Here is a 23951-nt window from a genome sequence, read left to right on the forward strand (position 1 = left end):
GCCGGCGTCTCGGGTGCTACAGGACCCCGCGGTAGACACCCAATGTGGTCTCGGCGATCGAACCCCAGTCGAAGTGGCGCTCGGCGCGGGCCCTGCCCGCGGCGCCCATCGCCGATGCCCTCGCCGGGTCCTCGAGCAGGGCGGTGAGCGCCGCGGCGAAATCGGAGACGAACGCCTCGGCGTCGAGCGGTGTGCCCGTCCCGTCCTGGACCTGCTCGAGCGGAACGAGGGTCCCGGTCACGCCGTCGTCGACGACCTCGGGGATGCCGCCGGTGGCGGACGCGACGACGGCCGCGCCGCACGCCATGGCCTCGAGGTTCACGATCCCGAGGGGTTCGTAGATGGACGGGCACGCGAAGACCGTCGCGTGGCTGAGGATCTGGATGACCTCGCGCCGCGGGAGCATGCGCTCGATGAGGATCACGGAGCCGCGGCGCTCGCGGAGGTCGGAGATCAGCGCGTCCGTCTCGGCGGCCAGGGCGGGAGTGTCCGCGGCGCCCAGGCACAGGACCAGCTGCACGTCGGCCGGCAGCAGCGCAGCCGCGCGGAGAAGATAGGGAACACCCTTCTGGCGGGTGTTCCGGCCCACGAACACCACGCTGGGGCGGTCGGGGTCGATGCCGTGGGCGCGGAGGGCGTCGTCGTCCTCGTCGCGCGTCCACTGCGTCACGTCGATGCCGTTGTGGACCACGTGCACCTTCGCCGGGTCCACATCCGGATAGCTGCGGAGGATGTCCGAACGCATGCCGGCCGAGACGGCGATGACTGCCGCTGCCGCCTCGTAGGAGGTCCTCTCCACCCAGGAGGAGAGCGCGTAGCCTCCGCCCAGCTGCTCGGCCTTCCACGGGCGCAGCGGTTCGAGGCTGTGGGCACTGAGCACGTGCGGTATCCCGTGCAGGAGCGAGGCGAGGTGGCCGGCCATGTTGGCGTACCAGGTGTGGGAGTGGACCAGGTCCGCGCCGGCCATGGCCTGCAGCATCTCCAGGTCCGTACCGAGGGTCTGCACCGCGGCATTGGCGTCGGCGAGTCCGTCCGGCACCCCGTAGGACCGCACCGTGGCACCGTGGTAGTCCTCCGGGCGGGGAGACCCGAAGGCGTGGATCCGCAGGTCCACCTGCGGTGCCAGCACCCGGCTGAGCTCGGCGACGTGCACCCCCGCCCCTCCGTAGATCTCCGGCGGGAACTCCTTGCTCACAATGTCTACTCGCACGCATCCCAACGTAGTGCAGTGTCACGGAGTCCTCTACTGTGAAGGAAACGGGCCGGTTCCCGGACCGTGTGGACCTACGCTCGGTCGATCACCGACTGACGAGAAGCACAACACTCAAGGAAGAGCGGGGGTCGCAAGTGGCACCGAAGAAAGTACTGGCCGTGGTGTTGGCCGGCGGGGAGGGCAAGCGGCTCATGCCGCTGACCGCGGACAGGGCCAAGCCGGCCGTGCCGTTCGCCGGGAGCTATCGGCTCATCGATTTCGCGCTCTCGAACCTCGTCAATTCCGGGTACCTCCAGATCGTGGTCCTGACGCAGTACAAGTCCCACAGCCTCGACCGGCACATCTCCGAGACCTGGCGGATGTCCACCCAGCTGCGCAACTACATCGCGTCCGTCCCCGCGCAGCAGCGCCGCGGGAAGAGCTGGTTCCTCGGCAGCGCGAATGCCATCTACCAGTCCCTGAACCTCATCCACGACGCGCAGCCGGACATCGTGGTGGTGATCGGCGCGGACCACGTGTACCGCATGGACTTCCAGCAGATGGTGGACGCGCATGTGAACAGCGGTGCCAGCGTCAGCGTGGCAGCGGTCCGCCAGCCCATGCACCTCGTCGATCAGTTCGGGGTCATCGAGACCGCCGCCGATGATCCCGGCCGGATCGCCGCCTTCGTGGAGAAGCCCTCCAGCACCCCGGGTCTCCCCGACGATCCCGACAGCTTCCTGGCCTCCATGGGCAACTACGTCTTCACCACCGAGGCCCTCATCCGTGCCTTGGAGGACGACGCCGCCCGCCTCGACACCAAGCACGACATGGGGGGAGACATCATCCCCTACTTCGTCGAACGCAATGACGCCGCCGTGTACGACTTCACGACGAACGAGATCCCCGGGTCCACCGAGCGGGACCGCCAGTACTGGCGCGACGTCGGCACCATGGACTCGTACTACGACGCCAACATGGATCTCATCTCGCCGCTGCCGCTGTTCAACCTGTACAACCTGCAGTGGCCCATCTACACGCGCCAGAGCATCTCGCCCCCGGCGAAGTTCGTGCGGAGCGCCTCCGGCCGCTCGGGCGAGGCACACGACTCCATCGTCTCGGCCGGCGTGGTGGTCTCGGGAGGGGCGGTGCAGACCTCCATCCTCGCCACCGACGTCTTCATCGATGAGGCGGCCGAGGTGACCGGATGCGTGCTGCTCGACAAGGTGAACGTGGGACGGGGCGCCGTGGTCCGCCGGGCCATCATCGACAAGAACGTGCGCATCCCGGCCGGCGCGCGCATCGGCGTGGACCAGGACATGGACCGCAGCCGTGGCTTCTCCGTCACCGACTCCGGCCTGACGATCGTCAGCAAGGGTCAGTCGGTCCCGCTGCCCTGACCTTGCTCCGTGCCCGGTGCGCCGCCCTCGGGCGGCGCACCGGGCGCATGGCACCTCAGGCGACGCGCGTGATGGCCACCGTCACCCTGAGGACCGAGCCGCCCCCTCCGGACAGGATGCCCTTCAGCGGCGACACGTCGCGGTAGTCGCGGCCGCGGGCCACGGACACGTGGAAGTCGCTGACCGGACCGCTGTTCGTCGGGTCCCACCCACGCCACTCGCCGTCGTACCACTCCACCCAGGCGTGTGACTGACCGGCGACCGTCTCACCGATGCCCGCCGCGCGGCGGGGGTGGAGGTAGCCCGAGATGTAGCGGGCGGGGATGCCGAGGCTCCGGAGGGCACCGATGGCCACGTGCGCGAGGTCCTGGCACACGCCCTTCCGCTCCCGCCAGGCGTCCTGCGCGTTGGTCTGCACCCCGGTGGCGCCCTGGACGTAGGCCATCTCGCTCCGCAGCCAGGCGAACACCGCGCGGGCGGCCTCGTGGGGGCTGATGCCCTCGGCGAGACCGGCGACCAGGGTGCGCACCTCCTCCCCCGGCTCGCTGAGCACCGTCTGGGTCAGCCAGTCCGCGAAGTCGTCCGTGAGCGCGGGCTCCGCGAGGGCCTCCCAGGAGAGGATGCCGCCCTCGGCGGGGATCCTCTCGGTCCGGCTGACCTCGACGGTGGAGATCGCGGTGACCTCGAGGTGCTCGTGCGGTACGTGGAGGTCGAACGCCGTGACGCGGGTACCCCAGTAGTCGCGGTAGGCCGAGACCGCCGCGCTCGAGGGGCTCACCTTGAGGGTCGATTCGAGCACCACCTGCTGCGGGTCCGTCAACGGCGTCATGCGGGCCTCGTTGTAGGACAGCAACACCCGCCGCGGGTAGTCGTATCCGGTGCGGTGCTCGATCAGCAGGCGTGTCATGAGACCTCTCCCACCCAGGACAGCTCGTCCGCCTGGGAAAAGTACGTGCGTGAGACGGCGTCGGATGCCCGGGCACAGGCCTTCTGGATGCGCTCCATGTGCTCCGGCAGCTCGGACATCAGGTCCTGGGTCTGGTGGAACTCGAGGAAGGTCCGAGCCTGCCCCACGATGCGCGTGGCGTCGTTGATGAAGCCGACGCGCTGGTAGGCCGGGTTCAGCTGCGTGAGGCACTTCTCGGCGTCGCTCAGGGCGTAGACGATGGAGCGCGGGAACAGGCGGTCCAGCAGCAGGAACTCCGCGGCCTGCTGGTCGCCGAAGGACGCGCGGCGCGTCCGCAGGAAGGACTCGTAGGCGCCCGCGCATCGGAGCATGTTGACCCAGGACAGGCCGGCGGCGTGGACGTCGTGCGTCGAGAGCATGCGCGCGGTCATGTCGGCGCGCTCAAGGCTGCGCCCGAGGACCAGGAACTGCCAGGACTCGTCGTGGCTCATGGTGGTGTCGGAGAGCCCCCGCACCATCGCGGTGCGCTCCACGACCCAGTGGCAGAAGCGGTAGGTCCCCACGACGTCCTTGCGGTGCTGCGTGAGCCCGTACCAGGTGGTGTTGAGGCTCTCCCAGACGCTGCTGGACACCGTCTCCCGTGCTCGCCGTGCGTTCTCCCGGGCCGCTCCGAGCGCGCCGGCTATGGACGTGGCACTCGAGCGGTCGTAGGCCAGCGCCTGCAGGAGGTCCGAGAGGTCGGTGTCCTCCTCCTCGGGCCGGTTGCCCATCACCCCGAGGAGCTGCCGGGACGTGTCGCGCTGCTGCTGCAGCGGCATCTGGTTGAGCCGCTCGAGGTGCACGTCGAGGATGCGGGCGGTGCCGTCGGCGCGCTCCACGTAACGGCCGATCCAGAACAGGGACTCAGCGATGCGACTGAGCATGGGGCCTCTTCTCGTATGTCAGGGGTGCGAGCGCGGTCATTGCTGCTGGTGCTCCGACTGCTTGTCCTGCCAGTTGGTCTCGATCGGCCAGACGCTCGTGCGTTCCCTGACCGTCACGGTGGGGCGCTCCCGCGCGGCGTCGCTCGCCTGGCCGCGCACCTCGCCGTCCACCACCCAGGTGTCCTTCGAACCGCCGCCCTGGCTCGAGTTCACGATCAGCGAACCCTCCTTCATGGCCACGCGCGTGAGGCCGCCCGGCAGCACCCACACGTCCTCGCCGTCGTTGACCGCGAAGGGCCGCAGGTCCACGTGGCGTGGGCTGAACTGGCCGCCGGACATCGTGGGGACGGTGGAGAGCTGGAGGACCGGCTGCGCGATCCAGCCGCGCGGGTCCTCGAGGACCTTCGCCCGCAGCGTGTCGAGCTCGGCCCTCGTGGCGTCCGGGCCGATCACGAGGCCCTTGCCACCCGAGCCGTCCACGGGTTTGACCACGAGTTCGTCGAGGCGGTCCAGCACCTCCTCGCGCGCCGGGGCGTCCTCGAGGCGGTACGTGTCCACGTTCGCGATGATCGGGTCCTCGCCGAGGTAGTACCTGATGAGGTCCGGCACGTACGTGTAGACGAGCTTGTCGTCGGCCACGCCGTTCCCGACGGCGTTCGCGATGGTCACCATGCCGGCACGGGCCGCGTTGACGATCCCCGGGCAGCCGAGCACGGAGTCCGCACGGAACTGCAGCGGGTCGAGGAACTCGTCGTCGATGCGCTTGTAGATGACGTCGACGCGCTGCTCGCCCGCCGTCGTCCGCATGTACACGCGGTTGCCGCGGCAGATGAGGTCGCGGCCCTCGACGAGTTCCACGCCCATGAGCCCGGCGAGCAGGGTGTGCTCGAAGTAGGCGGAGTTGAAGACGCCGGGCGTGAGCACGACGATCGTGGGTTCCTCGACACCGGGAGGCGCCGTCCTCCGGAGTGCGGCGAGCAGGCGGCGCGGGTACTCCTCCACCGGGCGGATGTGCTGCTGACCGAAGGCCTCGGGCAGGCCCTTGGCCATGGCGCGGCGGTTCTCGAGCACGTAGCTCACGCCGCTCGGGACCCGGACGTTGTCCTCCAGCACGCGGAAGGTGCCCTGCTGGTCACGGACGACGTCGATCCCGGAGATGTGCACGCGGACACCGCCCGCGGGGGCGAACCCCGACACCTCGCGGTGGAAGTGCGCGCTCGAGGTGATGAGGCGGCGCGGGATCACGCCGTCGGAGACGACCGCCATCTTGTCGTAGACGTCGTCGAGGAAGGCCTCGAGCGCCCGGACGCGCTGGGCGACGCCGCGCTCGAGCACGTCCCAGTCCTCGCCGGCGATGACCCGGGGGACGATGTCCAGCGGGAAGGGACGCTCCTCCCCCGCGAAGTCGAAGGTCACCCCGCGGTCGAGGAACGTGCGGGCCATGGAGTCGGCGCGGGCCGTGACGTCTGCGAGGTTGAGTTCGTCCAGCGCCGCCGCGACCTGACCGTACTCGGTGCGCGGTACCTGCCCGGCCCCGAACATCTCGTCGAAGGCGGGCGTCCTGCGGGCGGCGGCTGCGTAGTCAGCGAAGAGCTCGGACATGGGTCAACAGTGCCACGGATCGCCCCCCGGAACACAGCGGCACGCACCGGCGGGGCGGCCCCGGACGCAGCGTTAACACGCCCGAAACACGGGCCGGAGGGTGCGTGATTGAATGACCGGATGGAGAACGAGAACCTGCGCCGGGACGAGGCGGCGGCCCGTTCCGCCCTCCTCACCACCGAGACCTACGCCATCCACCTCGACGTCTCAGGGGCGGCGGACACCGCGCGCCGGACCTACACGAGTACCACCACCATCGAGTTCACGTGCCGTCAGCCCGGCGCCTCGACGTTCCTCGACTTCATCGGTGACGTCGAGGCCGTCCAGCTCAACGGGAGGGCCCTCGACCTGGAGGCGGTGCGGGACGGTGCACGCATCCTGCTCCACGACCTCGCCGCGCACAACACCGTCACGGTCACCGCCGAGGCCTACTACAGCACCAGCGGTGAGGGCCTTCACCGCTTCGTGGACCCGGCGGACGGGGAGACCTACCTGTACACGCAGTACGAGCCCGCCGATGCGCGCCGGGTCTTCGCGAACGTCGAGCAGCCCGACCTCAAGGCGTCCTTCGCCATGACCGTCACGGCGCCCGACGCCTGGACCGTGGCGTCCAACGGCGCCGAGCAGGACGTCGTCGTCCTCCCGGACGGGACCAGGCGCTGGTCCTTCGAGCCCACCCGTCGCATCTCCACCTACATCACCACCGTGCTCGCCGGGCCGTACCACCGTGAGACGGACACCTGGAGCGGTACCTCGGGGGCGGCCGCCGGACTCGAAGTACCCCTCGCCCTTTACTGCCGCCGATCGCTCGCACCCAGCTTCGATGCTCCGGAGATCTTCGACACCACGAAGCGCGGCCTGGACTTCTTCCACGAGCTCTTCGACTACCCCTACCCTTTCGGGAAGTACGACCAGGCGTTCGTTCCCGAGTACAACCTCGGCGCCATGGAGAACCCGGGGCTCGTGACGTTCACGGAGAACTACGTGTTCCGCTCCGCCGCCACGGAGGCGCAGCGCGAGGCCCGCGCGAACACGATCATGCACGAGATGGCGCACATGTGGTTCGGGGACCTCGTGACCATGCGATGGTGGGACGACCTCTGGCTCAAGGAGTCGTTCGCCGACTACATGGGCGCCTCGCCGTGGCGGAAGCCACCCGGTGGACGACGTCCTGGGTCAGCTTCGCGAACCGGCGGAAATCCTGGGCCTACGTCCAGGACCAGCTCCCGACGACGCACCCGATCGTCGCCGACATCCCCGACCTCGAGGCCGCGAAGCAGAACTTCGACGGCATCACCTACGCGAAGGGCGCCTCGGTGCTCAAGCAGTTGGTCGCGTTCGTGGGCCGGGAGGCGTTCACCGACGCCGCACGGCAGTACTTCCGCAAGCACGAGTACGGGAACACGACGCTGGCCGATCTGCTCGACGTGCTCACCGTGTCCACCGGACAGGACCTCGCGGGATGGTCGCGCTCCTGGCTGCAGACCTCCGGCGTCCCGTCCCTCGGGGTGGACTCCGTCACGGGCGACGACGGTCGGTACATACGCCTGACGCTGGTGCAGGACGCCCTCGATCCTGTGACCGGGGTCGACGAGCCGCGCCCGCACCGCGTGCGTCTCGGTCTCTACTCGTTCGACGACCACGGCGCACTCGTGCGGACCCGCTCCGAACCCGTCACCATCACGGGTGCACGGACGGAGGTCCCGACGCTCGTCGGTGTGGCGCAGCCGGACCTGCTGCTCGTGAACGACGACGACCTCACCTACGCCCGGCTGGTCTTCGACGAGCGCTCGCTCGCGACACTGCTCGGCTCCATCGACAGGCTGCAGGACCCCCTGGCCAGGGCGACGTGCCTGACGGCCCTCTGGTCGAGCACGCGGGACGCGCGCCTGCCCGTTTCCTCGTACCTCGACGCCGTCGTGCTCGCCGCTCCCGCCGAGACGGGCGTCGGCGTGCTGCAGGTCCTCCTCGCGAACCTCGGCACCGCCGTCGAGTACTTCGCCCCCGCCGCCCAGCGACCTGCGCTGCGCGACAGGACCACGGATGTCCTGGTGGACGGCCTCCGTGGCGCCGAGGCCGGTTCGGACCTGCAGCTCGCCTGGGCGCGGGCGCTCGCGCGCACGGCGAGGAGTTCGCTGCGCGCAGCGGAGCTGGCCCGGGCGGTTCTCGACGGCGAGGAGCGGTTCGACGGGCTCGCACTCGACGCCGATCTGCGCTGGCTGCTCCTGCAGGGGCTCGCAGCTCAGCAGCGCGTCCTGCCGCGTGAGCTCGAGGCCGAGCGGTCCGCGGACGCGACGGCGAGCGGCCGGGTGGGGTTCGCCCTGGCATCGGCGGCCATCCCGGACGCGGCGATCAAGAAGGCGACGTGGGAGGAGGCGGTCCACGGCGACCGGCTCTCCAACGATCTCCTCAGCGCGGCGATCGAGGGATTCATGCTGGGCCCCCAGGACCTCATCGGGGCGTACGAGGAGCCCTACTTCGACATGCTCCGCGAGGTCTGGGAGACCCGCGGCATCGAGATGGCGAGCAGGATCGTCCGCGGACTGTACCCGGGACACCAGGACCTCGCCGACGAGCCGGCGGACGACGCCGTGGACTGCGCCGACGCCGCAGCCACGCCGAACCCCGCGCACCACCGGACCGTCGTCCGCACGGACACCTGGCTCGAGGACAACACGGACGCGCCGGCTGCACTGCGCAGGATCGTGATCGAGGAACGTGACCACCTGCTCAGGTCACTCAGGGCCCAGGCCGCAGATTTGCGCTGACGGTCGTGACTCGCCGGACCGCGGCCACTCCGCCGGTCGGGCGAGCCGTCAGGGAACCCGGTGGAGCCAGGCGTCGGTGCTGAACTTGCGCTCCACCAGGTCCTCCGCACGGCGCAGCTCGTCCTCGGTGATCACGGAGTCCACGGCGCCGTAGCGCTGCCGGAACGTCTCGGTCATGACGCCGATGATCTCCTCGCGCGTGCGGCCGGTCTGGCGTCGGAGCGGGTCCACGCGCTTCTTGGCGCTCCTGGTCCCCTTGTCGGACATCTTCTCCTTGCCGATGCGCAGGACCGCGAGCATCTTGTCGGCGTCGATGTCGTAGCTCATGGTCACGTGGTGCAGCATGCCGCCGTTGGCCAGCCGTTTCTGGGCAGCGCCACCGATCTTGCCGACGTCCGTGGCGATGTCGTTGAGCGGCTGGTACCAGGCGGTGATCCCCAGCTTCTCGAGTGCCTCCATGACCCAGGCGTCGAGGAAGGGGTAGGACTCCGCGAAGCTGAGGCCGTCCACGAGCGACTGCGGCACGTAGAGGGAGTAGGTGATGGCGTTCCCGTGCTCCATGAACATGGCGCCACCCCCGCTGATCCGCCGGACCACCGTGACACCGTGGCGCTCCACGCCCTCGGGGTCCACCTCGTTCCGCATCGACTGGAAGCTCCCGATCACCACGGACGGGGACTGCCACTCCCAGAACCGGAGGGTGGGGTTCCGCGCACCGCTCCCGACGTCCTGCGTGAGGACCTCGTCGAGCGCCACGTGCATCGCCGAGGAGAGCGGGGTGGGCGGGATGATCTCCCACTGGTGGTCGGCGAAGCCGGAGGCGCGGCCGAGTGCCCTGCGGACCGCGGTCGCCACGGCGGCGGCGGAGAACCCGAACAGGACGGCGGAGCGGTCCAGTCGGTCCGTGACCGCCGCCGCCAGAGCGCCGGGGGGCGTGTCCGCGGGGAGACCCTCGAGGGCCGCGTTGATGTCCAGGAGTGCCTCGTCCGGCTCCAGGAAGAAGTCGCCGTTCACCGAGACGTCGGCCAGGCGCCCCGCCCGGACCGTGAGATCGACGGCGGTGAGCTTGCCGCCCGGGGTCTTGAACTCGCCGTGGTACCGCTCGCCGTCAGGTGCCGTGGTCATGGTGCTCTCCTCCCCCGCCCCCTGGGCGGGCTCCGCGTGCTGGTCTTTCAAGGTGCCGTGCGCCGGTCCTCCGTGCGCGGCGGTCCGGAGCCGATCCACGATTGTTCCCCGTCGGAGACAGGAAGAGCCACGCCGGACCGGCGTGGCTCTTCCTCGTGGACTTCGTGGCGTGGTCGCCGTTGGTCCTCGGCTCTCGGGGAGCTGGTGCTACTTCTTGGCGCCGAAGCCCTTGAAGCGGGCGTTGAAGCGCTCGACGCGACCGGCGGAGTCCATGATGCGCTGCTTGCCGGTGTAGAACGGGTGGGACTCCGAGGAGATCTCGACCTCGATGAGGGGGTAGGTGTTGCCGTCCTCCCACTCGATGGTCTTGGCGGAGCCGACCGTGGAGCGGGTCAGGAACGCCTTGTCGGAGGCCAGGTCGCGGAACACGACGGACTGGTACTTGGGGTGGATATCAGACTTCACGGGACTACCTTCTCTGGTTGCCTGGATTTTGCCAGGCACGGGTGTGGGCTCGGCGTCAGCGCCAGCTGTCCATACTAGCGCAGCGGGGAACGTGAGGCTAAAGGGAGGGAGCGCCGCCGGCTCCGTCGCCCCGTCGGCGGCACTCCCAGAACGCGACGGCCGCGGCAGCCGCCACGTTGAGCGAGTCGACGTCGGGGCTCATGGGGATGACGACGGCGAGGTCGGCGGCGTCGAGCGCGGCGGCGGACAGTCCGTTCCCCTCCGTGCCGAGCAGGAGAGCGAGGCGTTCCGGCATCCTCGCGGAGAGGTCGTCGAGCGGGACGGCGTCGGGCGTCAGTGCCAGCGCGGCGAGCACGAACCCGGCGTCGCGGACCGCGGCGAGGTCCGCCGGCCAGGAGGTGAGCCTCACCCACGGCACCTGGAACACCGATCCCATGCTCACGCGCACGGCCCGGCGGTAGAGCGGGTCGGCGCTGCGGGGACTGACCAGGACGGCGTCCACGCCGAGGGCGGCGGCTGACCGGAAGAGTGCTCCGAGGTTCGTATGGTCCACCATGTCCTCGACGACGGCGATACGGCGGGCCCCCGAGAGCACCTGCTCGAGCGGCAGGGGTCCGGGCCGGTGCATCGCGGCCATGGCTCCCCTGTGCAGGTGGAACCCGGTGAGGGCCTCGAGTGTGGGCTCGGACGCCACGAACGCCGGGATTGCGGGGAACCGCTCCAGCACGTCGCCGAGCTCGGGGAGCCACTTGGGCGCCAGCAGGAAGGACCGCGGCACGTGACCGGCGTCGATGGCCCGGCGCAGCACCTTGGAACTCTCCGCGATGTAGAGGCCCTCGGCGGGCTCCCGGACGAGGCGGAGCTGCACGTCCGTGAGATCGCGGTAGTCCGACAGCCGCGGGTCGTCGGGCGTGCCGACGTCGATGAGGGGCATGGGTGGGGCCGGATCGATCAGGGCGGGGCCGTCAGGCCTTCGCGACCGCGCTGTACCGGCCGGCCTCGACGGTGACGCGCAGGTCCAGCCCGAAGGCGGCACCGAGGTTCTCCTCGGTGAGCACCCCGGCGATCGGACCGGCGGAGACCACCACGCCGTCGCGCAGCAGGAGCGCGTGGGTGAAGCCGGGAGGCACCTCCTCGAGGTGGTGCGTCACGAGCACCATGGCGGGCGCGGTCCCGTCGTGTGCCAGATCCGTCAGCCGGCGCACCAGGTCCTCGCGGCCCGCGAGGTCCAACCCGGCCGCGGGTTCGTCGAGCAGGAGGAGTTCGGGATCGGCCATGAGGGCGCGGGCGATCTGCACGCGCTTGCGCTCGCCCTCGCTCAGGGAGCCGAACGGCCGGTTCATGAAGCGGGACATGCCCCACGTGTCGAGCAGGCGGAACGCGCGGCGCTCGTCGAGGCGCTCGTACTGCTCCCGCCACCGCCCGGTCACCCCGTAGGCGGCCGTGACCACGACGTTCAGCACGGTCTCGTGCTCGGGGACCTGGGCTGCCAGCGCGGCGGACGCGAGCCCGATCCGGGGCCTGAGCTCGAAGACGTCCACCGCGCCCATGACCTCGTCGAGGATCCCGACGACGCCGGTGGTGGGGTGCAGGCGGGCTCCAGCGAGCTGGAGCAGGGTGGTCTTGCCGGCTCCGTTGGGGCCCATGACCACCCAGCGCTCGCCCTCGCCGACCTGCCAGTCGATGCCCTCGAGGATGGTCTTGCCACCCCTCACGAGGCTGACTCCCGCCAGTTCCAGAACGTCGCTCATGGTCCTAGACACTAGGCTAAGGATCGGCCCCGTGGCGAAACCGGAGGCCTCCGCGGAAGACGGTGCCGGTGACGGCGCGGACAGGAGTGTGCCATGCCGGTCCAGGCCCGTGTGGTGGCGTACGCGCCCGTGATCGGCGATGCCGTCGGCGAGGAACTCGCCGCGACGCTCCGGAACGCGGGTGTCGACGTCACGGCCACTGGTGCGTCCGGGGCCGCCGCGTATGCGGTGCTCACCCTCGACGTGGTCCTTCCGGCCGATTCCGCTGTGCCCCGGGTCCGCGAGGCCCTGCGGACGTGGTCGGCGGCCGACGGCGTCGGAGCCGCGTTCGTGCCCGCCGCCGTGTACTCCCCCGGCCCCAGGATGCTGATCATGGACGTCGACTCCACGCTGATCCGCCAGGAGGTCATCGAACTGCTCGCGGCCCATGCGGGCCGCGAGGCCGAGGTCGCGGCGGTCACGGAGGCGGCCATGCGGGGCGAGCTCGACTTCGCGCAGTCACTGCACCAGCGTGTCCGCGCACTCGCAGGGCTCCCGGTCACCGTCATCGACGAGGTGGTGGAACGGCTGATTCTGAGCGATGGCGCCGAGCAGCTGATCCGGGCCTTCCATGCCGGCGGACACAGGGTGGGGGTGGTCTCGGGCGGCTTCACGCAGGTCCTGGCGCCCCTCGCCGCGCGCCTCGGGCTCGACTTCGCGCGGGCCAACGAGCTGGAGATCGAGCGGGGCGTCCTCACCGGACGCGTGACCGGACCGATCGTCGACCGCGCGGAGAAGGCCCGCGTGCTCCGCGCGGAAGCCGAGCAGTACGGCGTGCCACTGGAGGCGGTCGTGGCGGTGGGCGACGGCGCCAACGACCTCGACATGATCCGGGCGGCGGGCCTCGGCGTCGCCTTCAACGCCAAACCCGCGCTGCGGGACGTCGCGGATGCCGCGCTCGATCTGCCTGACCTCGACGTCGTCCGCCATCTCGCGGGACTCTGACACCTACCGGGCTTCGACGCCCACCGGCCTCCGACACTCGCTGGATGCCACCGAGCGGCGGCCGGATCCCGGCCGCCGAGCCTCGCAGGCCGACACATGCCGGTCTGGTCCACATCGGTCTCATCCGGACCGCGCGGCTCGCGTCAGCTCTTCGCGAGGAAGTCCTCGGCCCCTCCGACGTACTCCGTGTGCCCGCTGGGCACGTCGGCGGTGACCATGCGGACGATCTCCGTGGCGAACTCGCTGACCGAGTAGAGGCGTCCGGCTTCCTGACGGCGTGCCTCGATGGCGCCGGGGGTCGCGCGGTCCAGGAGGGTGGCGGTGACCGTCCCCTCGATCATGTCGCCCGAGACGACGACGAGCGTGATCCCCTTGGCGTCCAGGGCGGGGATGAGTGCGCGGAGGGCGTCCTCGCCCGCGCGCTTGCTGCGGGCCACCGGCTCGTACGCGTCCATCGTCTCCACCTTCTCGATGAAGTGCGCCTGATGGCTCGTGATGAACACGACGCGTGAACCGGACGGCATCACGTCGGCAGCGGCTGCCAGCATCGCGACCTGCGCGTCGCGGTTGAGGCGCAGCGCGTAGTCCTCGCCCATGGACGTCTCCATCCCGCCGGACGCGTTGAGCACCAGCAGATTCAGACCACCGAAGTTCGACACGGCGGCGTCGACGAGTGCGGCGGGCCCCTCCGGCGTGGTCAGGTCCGCGCCGACCGCTACGGCCCGTCCGCCGGCGGCCTCGATGGCCGAGACCACCTTCGTGGCGCGCGGCGCCTTCTGGCGGTAGTTGACGACGACGGCGGCGCCCGCCGCCGCGAGCTGCTGCGCGACGTCGGCGCCGATGCCGCGGGACGAACCGGTGACGATGGCGGTGGTGCCCTCGAGAGTGGTCATGATGCTCCTTCTGATGGGTGAGCCGCTGTAGGACGGGGTGCTGCGGACGGCTCCGGACGATCACCGGCTGCTCTGCCGGCTGCTCTGGTGGCTGTTCTGGTGGTTGGGACGCTTCCGGTGCGCGTCAGTGACCCATGCCGAGTCCGCCGTCGACCGGGATGACGGCACCCGAGATGTACGCCGCGGCGTCCCCGGCCAGCCAGGTCACCACCCCGGCCACTTCCTCCGGGCTCGCGAAGCGGCCCGCGGGGATGGTGGCGAGATAGCTCTTCCGCGTGTCCTCGGGCAGCTCCGCGGTCATGTCGGTGTCGATGAAGCCGGGCGCCACGACATTCGCGGTGATGCCTCGCGAGCCGAGCTCGCGGGTCAGCGAGCGGGCGATCCCCACGAGCCCCGCCTTGGACGCGGAGTAGTTGATCTGGCCGGGCGCACCGTAGAGACCCGTGACGCTCGAGACGAGGATCACACGGCCGAAGCGCGAGCGGATCATGCCGCGTGAGGCGCGCTTCACCACGCGGAACGCGCCCGTCAGGTTGGTGTCGATGACGTCGGTGAAATCGCTCTCCGTCATGCGCATCAGCAGGGTGTCGCGCGTGATACCGGCGTTGGCGACGAGCACCTCCACCGGACCGTGCTCCGCTTCGACCAGCGTGAACGCGGCGTCGAGCTGCTCCTCGCTGGTGACGTCCGCCTTCACCCCGAGCATGCCCTCCGGAACCTCACCGCTTCGGTAGGTGATGGCAACCTTGTGGCCTTCGGCTACGAATGCCTTGGCGATGGCGAGTCCGATTCCCCGGTTGCCGCCGGTGATGAGGACGCTCCGCCGGCTCGTCGTGGATTCTGGCTCGGTTGCCAAGGGATAGCTCCTTCTTCTGGGTGGCGTCAAACTGTCCCGACGATCCTAGCGGCGCATCACTCGACTTCGGGAACGGAAGCCGGAGTGGGATACTTGAAGGAGTCTCTTTGGAGTGTGATGAGTAAGCAAACGAAGCACAACACAGACGTCCACAGCATCTCCGACGCCCGCGAAGCGCACAGCGACGAGATGCGAGCCCGCATGATCCGCTACACGGTCTCGATGAGCATTCGCCTGGTCTGCTTCATCCTCATCTTCGTGGTGCCCTACGGCTGGTTGTCCTGGGTGATGATCGCCGGAGCGGTGTTCCTGCCCTACTTCGCCGTGGTCGTGGCCAACGGCGGGAGCGACACGAGCAACATCCGGCACAGCGACGCCCTCATCGACCGGGCACCGGTCCGCGAGATCGAGGCGAAGGTCGTGGACGCCGAGCCGGACGACGGCGACGAGGTCCTCAGCGGCGAGATCATCGACGACAGTGCGCCACGGCCGCGACCCGAAGCCCAGCACGGTGCACACGCCTCCGGGCGTTCCGGTTCGGGCGCCGATGCCTGACAGTCCGTCCCCGTCCGCCGCGACTGCCGCGGGTTCCGCACTCGGCGGGTCCCTCTCCCGCGCTGGTTCCGCGGGCACGAGCCTGTTCGGCGTGGCTCCGTCGGCCAACGCCCCGGGAGAGCCGCCGCTCTGCTCACGGAAGGGCTGCAGGAACGACGCCGCGTGGCACCTGCTGTGGAACAACCCGCGCATCCACACCCCGGAGCGGCGGAAGGTCTGGAGCTCCTGCAGCGAACACGTCGGCTGGTTCGAGGCCTACCTCGGTGATCGCGGCCTCTGGAAGGAGACGCGTCCCCTCACCTCGACGGCGCTCGACACGCCCGCTCGTGGCGCGGAGAGCCGCTAGGTGTACCGGTTCCTCTTCTCGGCGCGCTGGTTCGGCTGGCTCGCGATGGTCCTCGTGATCGCCGCGGGCTGCGTCGCGCTCGGGCGTTGGCAACTCGATCGCCGCGAGGCCGTCGTCCAGGACATCCAACGCATCGAGGCCAACTACGACGCCTCCCCCGAGCGCTACGTGCCCGGCCAGAACGGCTTCGATTCCTTCGACCCCTCCCGGGAGTGGCGTCCGATCACCTTCATGGGCACGTACGACGTCGACAACCAGGTGATCGTGCGCAACCGGCCGCTCAACGGCCAGCCGGGCTACGAGGTGCTCACGCCCCTCCGGCTCGACGACGGCACCGCCGTCGTCATCGACCGCGGCTGGCTGCCGATCGGCAACATCGAGGCCGGACGGCCGGACGCCGTCCCTGCACCGCCCCAGGGGCGCGTGGAGGTGACCGCGCGCATGAAGCCCGGCGAACCCGCCGTCACCCGCGGTGCGCCGGAGGGGCAGGTGGCCTCCATCGACCTCACGGCCCTCTCCGAACGGCTCGACTACCCGCTCCAGGACGCCGCCTACGGACTGCTGGCGCTCGAACGGCCCGCTGCGGAGGCCACACCCCAGGCGCCGCCGAAACCGTCGATCGACGAGGGGCCCCACCTGTCCTACTCGCTGCAGTGGTTCGCGTTCGGGGTCCTGGCCTTCATCGGTCTCGGGTACGCGGCACGGGCCCAGAAGCGTGCGGACGCGGAACTCGCCGGGACTGCGCAGCCGAGTACCGCCCGTAAGCGCCGTCGGCCCACCGCGGAGGAGGAGGAGGACACCATCCTCGACTCCCAGGGGATGCGCTGACCCTCCCCCGTCAGGAGGCCCCGTCCCTGGACCACCCGAGGGCATCACGCCGTGCCCGGGGAAGCGATGCGACCACGAGATCGTAGGAGTCCTCGATGAGGTCGCGGACCGTTGCCTCGTCGAGGTCGCCGTCGAGCCGCACCCCGCTCCAGTGCTTCTTGTTGAGGTGCCACGCGCCGGTGATCTCGGGATGGGCGGCACGCAACTGGATCGCGAGGGCGGGCTCGCACTTCAGCGAGATGCTCGGAGGATCCGCATCCACGCCGAGGAAGGCGAAGATCTTCCCGCCCGAGCCCGAACCCGAGCTCGAACCCGGCTCCACGGCGACGCGGAACACCGCCAACTCCGGGCCGAACGGGTAGTCCTCGTAGGCGCCGGGGAACCGCAGGCAGAGGTCGCGGAACCGGTCGAAGATCACCCGGCCACCCTATGACGGACAGCCGGGTCACGCGACGGTCCGCTACGCCAGGGTGACGAGTTCCAGGTAGTCCTGGTTCCAGAGGTCCTCGACGCCGTCCGGCAGCAGCACCACGCGTTCGGGGTCGAGCGCGTCGACCGCTCCCTCGTCGTGGCTCACCATGACCACGGCGCCGCTGTAGTTCTTCAGTGCTCCGAGGATCTCGGCACGGCTGGCGGGATCGAGGTTGTTGGTGGGCTCGTCGAGCAGCAGCACGTTCGCCGAGGACGCGACGATCGTGGCCAGGGCGAGCCGGGTCTTCTCACCGCCGGAGAGCACACCCGCGGGCTTGTCGACGTCGTCGCCGGAGAACAGGAAGGAGCCCAGGATGCCGCGCACCTCGGCGTCCTGCATGTCCGGCGCCGAGGACTTCATGTTCTCGAGGACGGTCCGCTGCGTGTCGAGGGTCTCGTGCTCCTGCGCGTAGTAGCCGACCTTCAGGCCGTGGCCGGCGATGACCTGGCCGGTGTCGGGCTTGTCCACCCCGGCGAGCATGCGCAGCAGGGTGGTCTTCCCCGCGCCGTTGAGCCCGAGGATCACCACCTTCGAGCCGCGGTCGATCGCCAGGTCCACGTCGGTGAAGATCTCGAGCGAGCCGTAGGACTTGCTGAGGCCCTCGGCCGTCATGGGGGTCTTGCCGCACGGCGACGGTTCGGGGAAGCGCAGTGCCGCCACGCGGTCGGACGTGCGCACGGCGTCGAGCCCGCCCAGCAGGCGCTCGGCACGCTTGGCCATGTTCTGGGCGGCCACGGCCTTGGATGCCTTCGCCCGCATCTTGTTGGCCTGGTCCATGAGGACCTGCGCCTTCTTCTCCGCATTGGCGCGCTCGCGCTTGCGGGCCCGCTCGTCCGTCTCGCGCTGGAGCTGGTAGCGCTTCCAGCCCATGTTGTAGATGTCGATCGTCCCGCGATTGGCGTCGAGCTGGAACACCTTGTTCACGGTGGCCTCGAGGAGTTCGACGTCGTGGCTGATCACGATCAACCCGCCCTGGTGGTTCTTGAGGAAGTCGCGCAGCCAGGTGATGGAGTCCGCGTCGAGGTGGTTGGTGGGCTCGTCGAGGAGCATCGTCTCGGCCCCGGAGAAGAGGATGCGGGCCAGCTCCACGCGCCGGCGCTGACCGCCGGAGAGGGTCTTGAGCGGCTGGTTGAGAATGCGCTCGGGCAGCGAGAGGTTCGAGGAGATGGACGCCGCCTCCGCCTCGGCCGCGTACCCGCCGCCCGCGAGGAACGCCGACTCGATGCGGTCGTAGCGCGCCATGGCCTTGTTGCGGACGGAGGTCTTCTCGCTCGCCATGTCCTCCTGCGCCAGGCGCAGCTCGGCCACCACCTCGTCGAGGTTGCGTGCGGAGAGGATCCGGTCCCGTGCCAACTGCTCCATGTTCGGGGTACGGGGGTCCTGGGGGAGGTACCCGATCTCGCCGGAGCGGGTCACGGTGCCGCCGGCGGGCAGCGACTCCCCCGCGAGCACCTTCGTGAGGGTGGTCTTGCCCGCGCCGTTGCGGCCCACGAGGCCGATCTTGTCGCCCCGGTCCACGCGGAAGGACACCTCGTCCATGAGCAGGCGGGCGCCGGCTCGCAGTTCCAGGTTCGCTACGCTGATCACGATCAGGGGCCTTTCGATGGTGCCGGTACGCGGCTGTGAAGAGTGACTTGATTGTAGGAAACCCACAAAGGTTCCCGGTAGACCCGGCGCTAGTCTCGGTGGAGAAGCAGGACAGCTGGAGGAAGTGGACAGATCACCGGAGCAGCCGGTGCACCTCCGGCCCGCTTCAGGAGCGTGTGCCGTGCAACCAGTCGAATCGACCCGCGAGGTCGCCGCTGATCGTCGGAGGTCCCGGGCGAAACGGTGGGACACCACCGATCTCTCCCTCATCGCGGTCTTCGCCGCCCTCATCGCCGCCTTGGCAATCCTACCCGGTATCCCGGTGGGCCCGCTCGGCGTGCCCATCACCCTGCAGACCCTCGGCGTGATGCTGGCCGGCGCAGTGCTCGGCCCCGCGCGTGGAGTGGCCGCCGTGCTCCTGTACCTCGCGGCCGGACTCGCCGGCCTGCCGGTGTTCAGCGGCTTCAGCGGAGGCTTCGGCGTTTTGGCCGCGCCCTCCGCGGGGTACCTCCTCGCCTTCCCGTTGGCTGCTGCGATCGCGGGGGCGCTGGCAGCCGTCGTGCTTCGCCGCGCCACGCGCTTCCGGTGGCTCCTCCTGTTCCTCGGGTGCCTCGCCGCGAGCCTGCTCACCATCCACCCGCTCGGGATCGCCGGCCTGATGATCAACGCAGGTCTCACCCTGCCGGAGGCGGTCGTCGTCGACTCCGCGTACCTGCCCGGCGACGCGATCAAGAATGCCTTGGCAGCGGTTGTCGCCGTCTCGGTGCACCGCGCGTTCCCCCGGCTCCTCGCTCACCGGGTGGGCGCCCGCACCACGTGATCGGGTTCGAGGCCGCGGAGGTGCGGTCCGACGACGGGTCCCGGGTGATTCTGGCACCGGTGTCGCTGCACCTCGCCGAGCGGCGCGTCTCCGTCATCGGCGCCAACGGATCCGGGAAGTCGACGCTCCTCCGGCTCGTCAACGGCCTGGTCCGCCCGACGAGCGGCTCGGTCACGGTCCTGGGCCACGACACGGTCCGAGCGGGCCGGGCCGTGCGTCGCTCGGTGGGCTTCGTCTTGACCGATCCCCTGTCCCAGCTGGTCATGCCGACCGGGCGTGAGGACGTCGAGCTCTCCCTCCGGGGCCGCGGGCTGTCCCGCGCGGTGATCCGTTCCCGCGCCGAGGAGGTCCTCGATCGCTTCGGCATCCTGCATCTCGCCGACCGCAGCGTCTACGACCTCTCCGGAGGGGAACGCCAGATCCTGGCACTCGCGGCCGTCCTCGCCGTGGGACCGCGGATCCTCGTGGCGGACGAGCCCACCACCCTGCTCGATCTGCGCAACGACCTCCGCATGCGGGCGCTGCTCGCCGGCCTCGACCAGCAGGTGATCATCGCCACCCACGACCTCGACGCCGCCCTGGAGAGCGACAGGACCCTCGTCGTCGACGCCGGCCGGATCGTGTTCGACGGCGCCCCACGGGAGGCCGTCGCCCGGTACCGCGCCCTGGCCGCGGGGACGAGCGACGTGCCGGACACCGGCCGGGGCGGGTCATGAGGGGGTACGGCAGCACGCTCGGGCTGTACCGGCCGGGCCGTGGCCTCCTCTACCGTGTGCCCCTCGGCCCGAAGGCCCTGGCGGCCCTGATGGTGTCCACGACCGTCATCGCGGTACGCGAGCCGGGCGCGACCGCCGTGGCGCTCGTGGTGGTCGTCGGGGCCCTCGTGGTGGGCGCCCGCGTGACACCGGACCGCCTCCTGAGGATGCTGCTGCCCGCCGTGCCCGTGCTCGTGCTGCTCGCCGCCTACCAGGGGTTCGCGCGCGACTGGGCTCAGGCGTTCGTCGTGACGGGGAGCATCGTCGTCTGCCTCCTCGCGGCCCGCGCGCTGACGCTCACCACCCCGCTGCAGGACCTGCTCGACGGCGTCGTGCGGCTCGCCGGCCCGTTCCGGCGGCTCGGAGCGGATCCGGAGCGGTTCGCGCTCGCCCTGTCCATCATGCTCCGGAGCATCCCGTACCTTGCGGGCCTGGTGGTCGACGTCCGGGACGCCGCCCGTGCGCGCGGGCTCGAGCGCCAGCCCCGTGTCGTCGTCACTCCCGTGGTGCTGGGCGCCGTGGCGTATGCGCACCGGACCGGGGAAGCCCTGGCCGCGCGAGGGATCGGCGACTCCGAGGACGACGCCTGACGGGAGGCGACGACTGACGAAAGACGCTGATTGCAGGCGTGGAGTCCGCCGGGCGGCCGGTACGGCGACAATGCCGGAAACGCCGGGAGGGCGGCACCGACCGTGGTCGGAACCGCCCTCCCTCCTGCCCTCACCGGACCCGTCAGATGCCGACGGTCCGTGTGCTGACCGGACACCTGGTGTCGATCAGATGTTGAAGCCGAGTGCCCGCATCTGGTCGCGGCCGTCCTCGGTGATCTTCTCGGGACCCCACGGCGGCATCCACACCCAGTTGAGCCGCCACTCGTCGACGACACCGTCCAGCGCCTGACCCACCTGCTCCTCGAGCACGTCGGTCAGGGGGCATGCCGCCGTGGTGAGCGTCATGTCGATCAGGAGGGCGCCGTCGTCGGCGTAGTTCAGGCCGTAGAGGAGCCCGAGATCGACGATGTTCACGCCGAGCTCGGGATCGATCACGTCCCTCAGCGCTTCTTCGATGTCGCCCAGCGCGGTCTGCGCCTGCTGTACCTCACTCATCGCACGCTTCCTTCCAGAGAACCGTCAGAGAACTTCAATGGCTGTCGGGCGGCGGGCCGCCCGGGGTCGGAGCGGGACTACGCCTCGACCGGTGCCTTGGTGGTGAACCGATCGTAGCCCTCGGCCTCGAGCTGGTCGGCGAGTTCCGGGCCGCCCTGCTCGGCGATGCGTCCGGCGACGAACACATGGACGTGGTCGGGCTTGATGTAGCGGAGGATCCGCGTGTAGTGCGTGATGAGCAGCGTGCCCATCTCGCCGCGGGAGTGCTCACGGTTGACGCCCTCGGAGACGACCTTCAGGGCGTCGACGTCGAGACCGGAGTCGGTCTCGTCGAGGATGGCGAACTTCGGACGGAACAGCTCGAGCTGGAGGATCTCGACACGCTTCTTCTCGCCACCGGAGAAGCCCTCGTTGACGTTGCGCTGTGCGAAGTCGGCGTCGATGCGCAGCTGCGCCATGGCCGTCTTGACGTCCTTCGTCCAGTGACGGAGGCTCGGGGCCTCGCCGTCGAGCGCGGTCTTCGCCGTGCGGAGGAAGTTCGTCATGGTCACGCCGGGCACCTCGACGGGGTACTGCATCGCGAGGAAGAGCCCGGCACGCGCGCGCTCGTCGACGCTCATGGACAAGACGTCCTCGCCGTCGAGCGTGATCGAGCCGCTGTCGACCCTGTAGCGGGGGTGGCCCGCGATCGTCGACGCGAGGGTCGACTTGCCCGAGCCGTTGGGGCCCATGATCGCGTGCGTCTCGCCGGTGTTGATGGTCAGCGTGACGCCCTTGAGGATGGGGACGGTGCCCTGCTCGGTGTCGATGCTGACGTGCAGGTCCTTGATTTCGAGTGTGGACATCGTGGTTCTCCTTCGCCTGCTGTGCAGGAAGAGTGCAGGAAGAGTGGGGTGAGTGGGGGTGCGGGAGCCGGCGTCAGCCGAGCTGCGGCGCGGGCGCGCCGTTCGTGACCGTGCTGACGTCCACGTAGACGTTGCCCTCGTGGACCTCGAGCGCGAACACGGGCACGGGCTCGTAGGCGGGGAGTTGCAGGGGGGCTCCGCTGCGCAGGTCGAACTGCGAGCCGTGTCCCCAGCACTCGATGGCGCACCCCTCGACGTCGCCCTCCGAGAGCGAGATGTCGGCGTGGGAGCAGGTGTCCCCCAGCGCGTGGATCTCGCCGTCGGAATCGCGGACGACCGCGACGGGGTAGTCGTCGATGAGGACGCGGAGCGCCTGCTTCACCTGGATGTCGTCGACGCTGCAGATCAGCTCGCCGCGGGGTGCGTCGGCCATCAGAGGTTGCCCGCCGCGAGTTCGCGCTCGACCGACTCGGAGAGCCGCTCCTCGAGCGCGGGTACCTTGATCTGCTGGATGACCTCGTTCAGGAAGCCACGCACCACGAGACGGCGGGCCGCCTTCTCGGGGATGCCGCGTGCCATGAGGTAGAACAGGTGCTCGTCGTCGAAGCGGCCCGTGGCACTCGCGTGCCCGGCGCCCTCGATGAGGCCCGTCTCGATCTCGAGGTTGGGCACCGAGTCCGAGCGCGCGCCGTCCGTGAGGATCAGGTTGCGGTTCGTCTCGTAGGTGTCCGTACCCTCGGCGGCCTTGCGGATCAGGACGTCGCCCACCCAGACGGTGTGGGCGTCCTTGCCCTGCAGCGCACCCTTGTAGGTCACACGGGACGTGCAGTTCGGCACGGCGTGATCCACCAGGAGTCGCTGCTCCAGGTGCTGGCCGGCGTCCGCGAAGTACAGGCCGTACATCTCGACCTCGGCGCCGGGGGCGGTGAAGATCGACGACGGCGTGAGCCGCACGAGGTCTCCGCCGAGGCTGACGACGACGTGCTTGTAGCGGGCGTCGCGGCCCACCTTGGCCTGCTGCGAGGAGACGTGCACGGCGTCGTCGTCCCATTCCTGGACGCTGACGACCGTCAACTCCGCGCCGTCGCCCACGATGATCTCGACGTTCTGGGCGAGCGTGACGGACCCGTGGTGGTCGAGGACCACGACGGCCTTCGAGAAGGCCTTCGCCTCGATGACCAGGTGCTGGGCCGCGGCGTCCTTCGACGAACCGGTCACGGCGACCATCACCTCGCCGTCGGCCACGGTCTCCTTCGGGATGGTGATCACGGTGGCGTCCGTGAACGCGTTCCAGGCGGCTGCGGCGACGCGGTCCTCCGGGGTGGCGGACGAGCCGAGGCGGGGATCGTCGCGACCCACGGTCTCGACCGTGACGTTGCCCGCACCGGTGACCTCGATCGTCGGGACAGCGCCCGTGAGATCGCCGGTGTGCAGCCCGCGGAGACGCGTGAGCGGGGTGAACCGCCAGTCCTCCTCGAGCCCGGTCAGGGTCGGGAAGTCCACGAGCTCGAACGAGCGCTTCCGCTCGCCCCGCGACGCCTCCGGCACCACGGGCGCATTGCCGTGGCTGTGCTTCTTGACGCCGTGCTGCTCCGAGCCGACGTTCTTCGTGGAGAGCGTCTCGCCCTCCTCGGAGAAGCCGTCGATGGCGGCCGAGGACGAGACGGCACCTGCGGGTGCGCCGAGCCGGGCCTTCTCGTCGAGGGCGCCGAGGTCGGTGACCTCGTCCTCGGGAGCGGTGTTCGGTGAGATCTGGGTGGTGTCAGCCATT

Annotated in this window: 25 protein-coding genes and 1 pseudogene; 10 read left to right on the forward strand and 16 right to left on the reverse strand. The window is 70.0% G+C overall.

The genetic code is table 11. From position 1 onward, the window contains the following. Window positions 1-16: 16 nt before the first annotated feature. Window positions 17-1210 carry a glycogen synthase gene (gene glgA, locus AC4D12_RS07125; RefSeq protein ID WP_490949198.1) on the reverse strand — a complete coding sequence of 398 codons (1194 nt, stop codon included), beginning with the start codon at window positions 1208-1210 and terminating at the stop codon, window positions 17-19. Window positions 1211-1347: 137 nt separating this feature from the next. Here glgA and glgC point away from each other — a divergent pair, with 137 nt between their 5' ends. Further along, a complete protein-coding gene (gene glgC, locus AC4D12_RS07130) occupies window positions 1348-2592 on the forward strand; it encodes a glucose-1-phosphate adenylyltransferase (RefSeq protein WP_490949199.1) in 1245 nt (414 codons plus the stop codon). A gap of 55 nt (window positions 2593-2647) precedes the next feature. On the opposite strand, the gene AC4D12_RS07135 is transcribed toward glgC, so the two are convergent. The 3 genes from AC4D12_RS07135 to AC4D12_RS07145 are packed head-to-tail and all read right to left on the reverse strand — an operon-like array spanning window position 2648 to window position 6024. After that, a complete protein-coding gene (locus AC4D12_RS07135; RefSeq protein ID WP_490949200.1) occupies window positions 2648-3499 on the reverse strand; it encodes a transglutaminase family protein in 852 nt (283 codons plus the stop codon). Then, the gene (locus AC4D12_RS07140; RefSeq protein ID WP_490949201.1) at window positions 3496-4422 is read right to left on the reverse strand and encodes an alpha-E domain-containing protein; all 927 of its coding nucleotides are present in this window, start codon (window positions 4420-4422) and stop codon (window positions 3496-3498) included. Before AC4D12_RS07140 ends, AC4D12_RS07135 begins: the two co-directional genes overlap by 4 nt. Before the next feature lie 36 nt (window positions 4423-4458). After that, on the reverse strand, window positions 4459-6024 hold the full coding sequence (locus AC4D12_RS07145) for a circularly permuted type 2 ATP-grasp protein (RefSeq protein ID WP_490949202.1): 1566 nt from the start codon (window positions 6022-6024) through the stop codon (window positions 4459-4461). A gap of 120 nt (window positions 6025-6144) precedes the next feature. On the opposite strand from AC4D12_RS07145, the pseudogene AC4D12_RS07150 reads away from it, so the two are divergent. Together AC4D12_RS07150 and AC4D12_RS07155 are read left to right on the forward strand one after the other, a co-directional pair. Next, window positions 6145-7098 (forward strand): annotated as a pseudogene (locus AC4D12_RS07150) (M1 family aminopeptidase); the annotation flags it as partial. Window positions 7099-7109: 11 nt separating this feature from the next. Continuing rightward, entirely contained in the window at window positions 7110-8792 is a 1683-nt protein-coding gene (locus tag AC4D12_RS07155) for an ERAP1-like C-terminal domain-containing protein (RefSeq protein ID WP_490949203.1), read from the forward strand. A 48-nt stretch (window positions 8793-8840) separates the two neighbouring features. Here AC4D12_RS07155 and lplAB read toward each other — a convergent pair whose 3' ends face one another. The 4 genes from lplAB to AC4D12_RS07175 form a co-directional block, all read right to left on the reverse strand. Beyond that, a complete protein-coding gene (gene lplAB / locus AC4D12_RS07160; RefSeq protein WP_490949204.1) occupies window positions 8841-9917 on the reverse strand; it encodes a lipoate-protein ligase LplAB in 1077 nt (358 codons plus the stop codon). A gap of 207 nt (window positions 9918-10124) precedes the next feature. Beyond that, the gene (locus tag AC4D12_RS07165; protein WP_490949205.1) at window positions 10125-10382 is read right to left on the reverse strand and encodes a type B 50S ribosomal protein L31; all 258 of its coding nucleotides are present in this window, start codon (window positions 10380-10382) and stop codon (window positions 10125-10127) included. 97 nt (window positions 10383-10479) lie between these two features. Further along, window positions 10480-11316 carry a TrmH family RNA methyltransferase gene (locus AC4D12_RS07170; RefSeq protein ID WP_490949206.1) on the reverse strand — a complete coding sequence of 279 codons (837 nt, stop codon included), beginning with the start codon at window positions 11314-11316 and terminating at the stop codon, window positions 10480-10482. A gap of 31 nt (window positions 11317-11347) precedes the next feature. Further along, entirely contained in the window at window positions 11348-12133 is a 786-nt protein-coding gene (locus AC4D12_RS07175) for an ABC transporter ATP-binding protein (protein WP_490949207.1), read from the reverse strand. A 93-nt stretch (window positions 12134-12226) separates the two neighbouring features. Here AC4D12_RS07175 and serB point away from each other — a divergent pair, with 93 nt between their 5' ends. Then, complete coding sequence (gene serB, locus AC4D12_RS07180) at window positions 12227-13117, forward strand: phosphoserine phosphatase SerB (protein WP_490949208.1); 891 nt, start codon at window positions 12227-12229, stop codon at window positions 13115-13117. Window positions 13118-13260: 143 nt separating this feature from the next. Here the strand turns inward: serB and AC4D12_RS07185 are convergent, their stop codons facing one another. Continuing rightward, on the reverse strand, window positions 13261-14010 hold the full coding sequence (locus tag AC4D12_RS07185; RefSeq protein WP_490949209.1) for an SDR family oxidoreductase: 750 nt from the start codon (window positions 14008-14010) through the stop codon (window positions 13261-13263). Window positions 14011-14134: 124 nt separating this feature from the next. Further along, window positions 14135-14866, reverse strand: coding sequence for a beta-ketoacyl-ACP reductase (locus AC4D12_RS07190; protein WP_490949210.1), 732 nt, complete (start codon window positions 14864-14866; stop codon window positions 14135-14137). Window positions 14867-14983: 117 nt separating this feature from the next. Between AC4D12_RS07190 and AC4D12_RS07195 the strand changes: the two genes are divergently transcribed. From AC4D12_RS07195 to AC4D12_RS07205, 3 genes are read left to right on the forward strand one after another with little or no spacing between them, the layout of a single operon-like run. Beyond that, the gene (locus AC4D12_RS07195; protein WP_490949211.1) at window positions 14984-15421 is read left to right on the forward strand and encodes a DUF3099 domain-containing protein; all 438 of its coding nucleotides are present in this window, start codon (window positions 14984-14986) and stop codon (window positions 15419-15421) included. Beyond that, complete coding sequence (locus AC4D12_RS07200; protein ID WP_490949212.1) at window positions 15414-15767, forward strand: hypothetical protein; 354 nt, start codon at window positions 15414-15416, stop codon at window positions 15765-15767. Before AC4D12_RS07195 ends, AC4D12_RS07200 begins: the two co-directional genes overlap by 8 nt. Then, entirely contained in the window at window positions 15768-16595 is an 828-nt protein-coding gene (locus tag AC4D12_RS07205) for an SURF1 family cytochrome oxidase biogenesis protein (RefSeq protein WP_490949213.1), read from the forward strand. A gap of 10 nt (window positions 16596-16605) precedes the next feature. On the opposite strand, the gene AC4D12_RS07210 is transcribed toward AC4D12_RS07205, so the two are convergent. Together AC4D12_RS07210 and AC4D12_RS07215 are read right to left on the reverse strand one after the other, a co-directional pair. Then, a complete protein-coding gene (locus tag AC4D12_RS07210; RefSeq protein ID WP_490949214.1) occupies window positions 16606-17013 on the reverse strand; it encodes an MmcQ/YjbR family DNA-binding protein in 408 nt (135 codons plus the stop codon). A 42-nt stretch (window positions 17014-17055) separates the two neighbouring features. Beyond that, window positions 17056-18654 (reverse strand): ABC-F family ATP-binding cassette domain-containing protein, encoded by a 1599-nt coding sequence (locus AC4D12_RS07215; protein ID WP_490949215.1) that lies wholly within the window; start codon window positions 18652-18654, stop codon window positions 17056-17058. A 181-nt stretch (window positions 18655-18835) separates the two neighbouring features. On the opposite strand from AC4D12_RS07215, the gene AC4D12_RS07220 reads away from it, so the two are divergent. Genes AC4D12_RS07220 through AC4D12_RS07230 form a run of 3 tightly spaced genes read left to right on the forward strand, consistent with a single transcriptional unit; the run spans window position 18836 to window position 20819 of the window. Continuing rightward, window positions 18836-19474, forward strand: coding sequence for a biotin transporter BioY (locus AC4D12_RS07220; RefSeq protein WP_490949216.1), 639 nt, complete (start codon window positions 18836-18838; stop codon window positions 19472-19474). After that, entirely contained in the window at window positions 19471-20190 is a 720-nt protein-coding gene (locus AC4D12_RS07225; RefSeq protein ID WP_490949217.1) for an energy-coupling factor ABC transporter ATP-binding protein, read from the forward strand. Before AC4D12_RS07220 ends, AC4D12_RS07225 begins: the two co-directional genes overlap by 4 nt. Further along, window positions 20187-20819, forward strand: a complete 633-nt coding sequence (locus tag AC4D12_RS07230; protein ID WP_490949218.1) for an energy-coupling factor transporter transmembrane component T family protein — start codon at window positions 20187-20189, stop codon at window positions 20817-20819. The genes AC4D12_RS07225 and AC4D12_RS07230 overlap by 4 nt, the downstream gene beginning before the upstream one ends. Before the next feature lie 186 nt (window positions 20820-21005). On the opposite strand, the gene AC4D12_RS07235 is transcribed toward AC4D12_RS07230, so the two are convergent. The 4 genes from AC4D12_RS07235 to sufD all read right to left on the reverse strand — a co-directional run bounded on the left by AC4D12_RS07235 (window position 21006) and on the right by sufD (window position 23950). Further along, window positions 21006-21335, reverse strand: a complete 330-nt coding sequence (locus tag AC4D12_RS07235) for a metal-sulfur cluster assembly factor (protein ID WP_490949219.1) — start codon at window positions 21333-21335, stop codon at window positions 21006-21008. A gap of 77 nt (window positions 21336-21412) precedes the next feature. Further along, window positions 21413-22180, reverse strand: coding sequence for a Fe-S cluster assembly ATPase SufC (gene sufC, locus AC4D12_RS07240; protein WP_490949220.1), 768 nt, complete (start codon window positions 22178-22180; stop codon window positions 21413-21415). Window positions 22181-22253: 73 nt separating this feature from the next. Beyond that, complete coding sequence (locus tag AC4D12_RS07245) at window positions 22254-22613, reverse strand: non-heme iron oxygenase ferredoxin subunit (RefSeq protein WP_490949221.1); 360 nt, start codon at window positions 22611-22613, stop codon at window positions 22254-22256. Further along, window positions 22613-23950, reverse strand: coding sequence for a Fe-S cluster assembly protein SufD (gene sufD / locus AC4D12_RS07250; RefSeq protein WP_490949222.1), 1338 nt, complete (start codon window positions 23948-23950; stop codon window positions 22613-22615). The genes AC4D12_RS07245 and sufD overlap by 1 nt, the downstream gene beginning before the upstream one ends. Between the last annotated feature and the right edge of the window lies 1 nt (window position 23951).

The organism is Arthrobacter sp. TJ-266, from assembly GCF_058269115.1.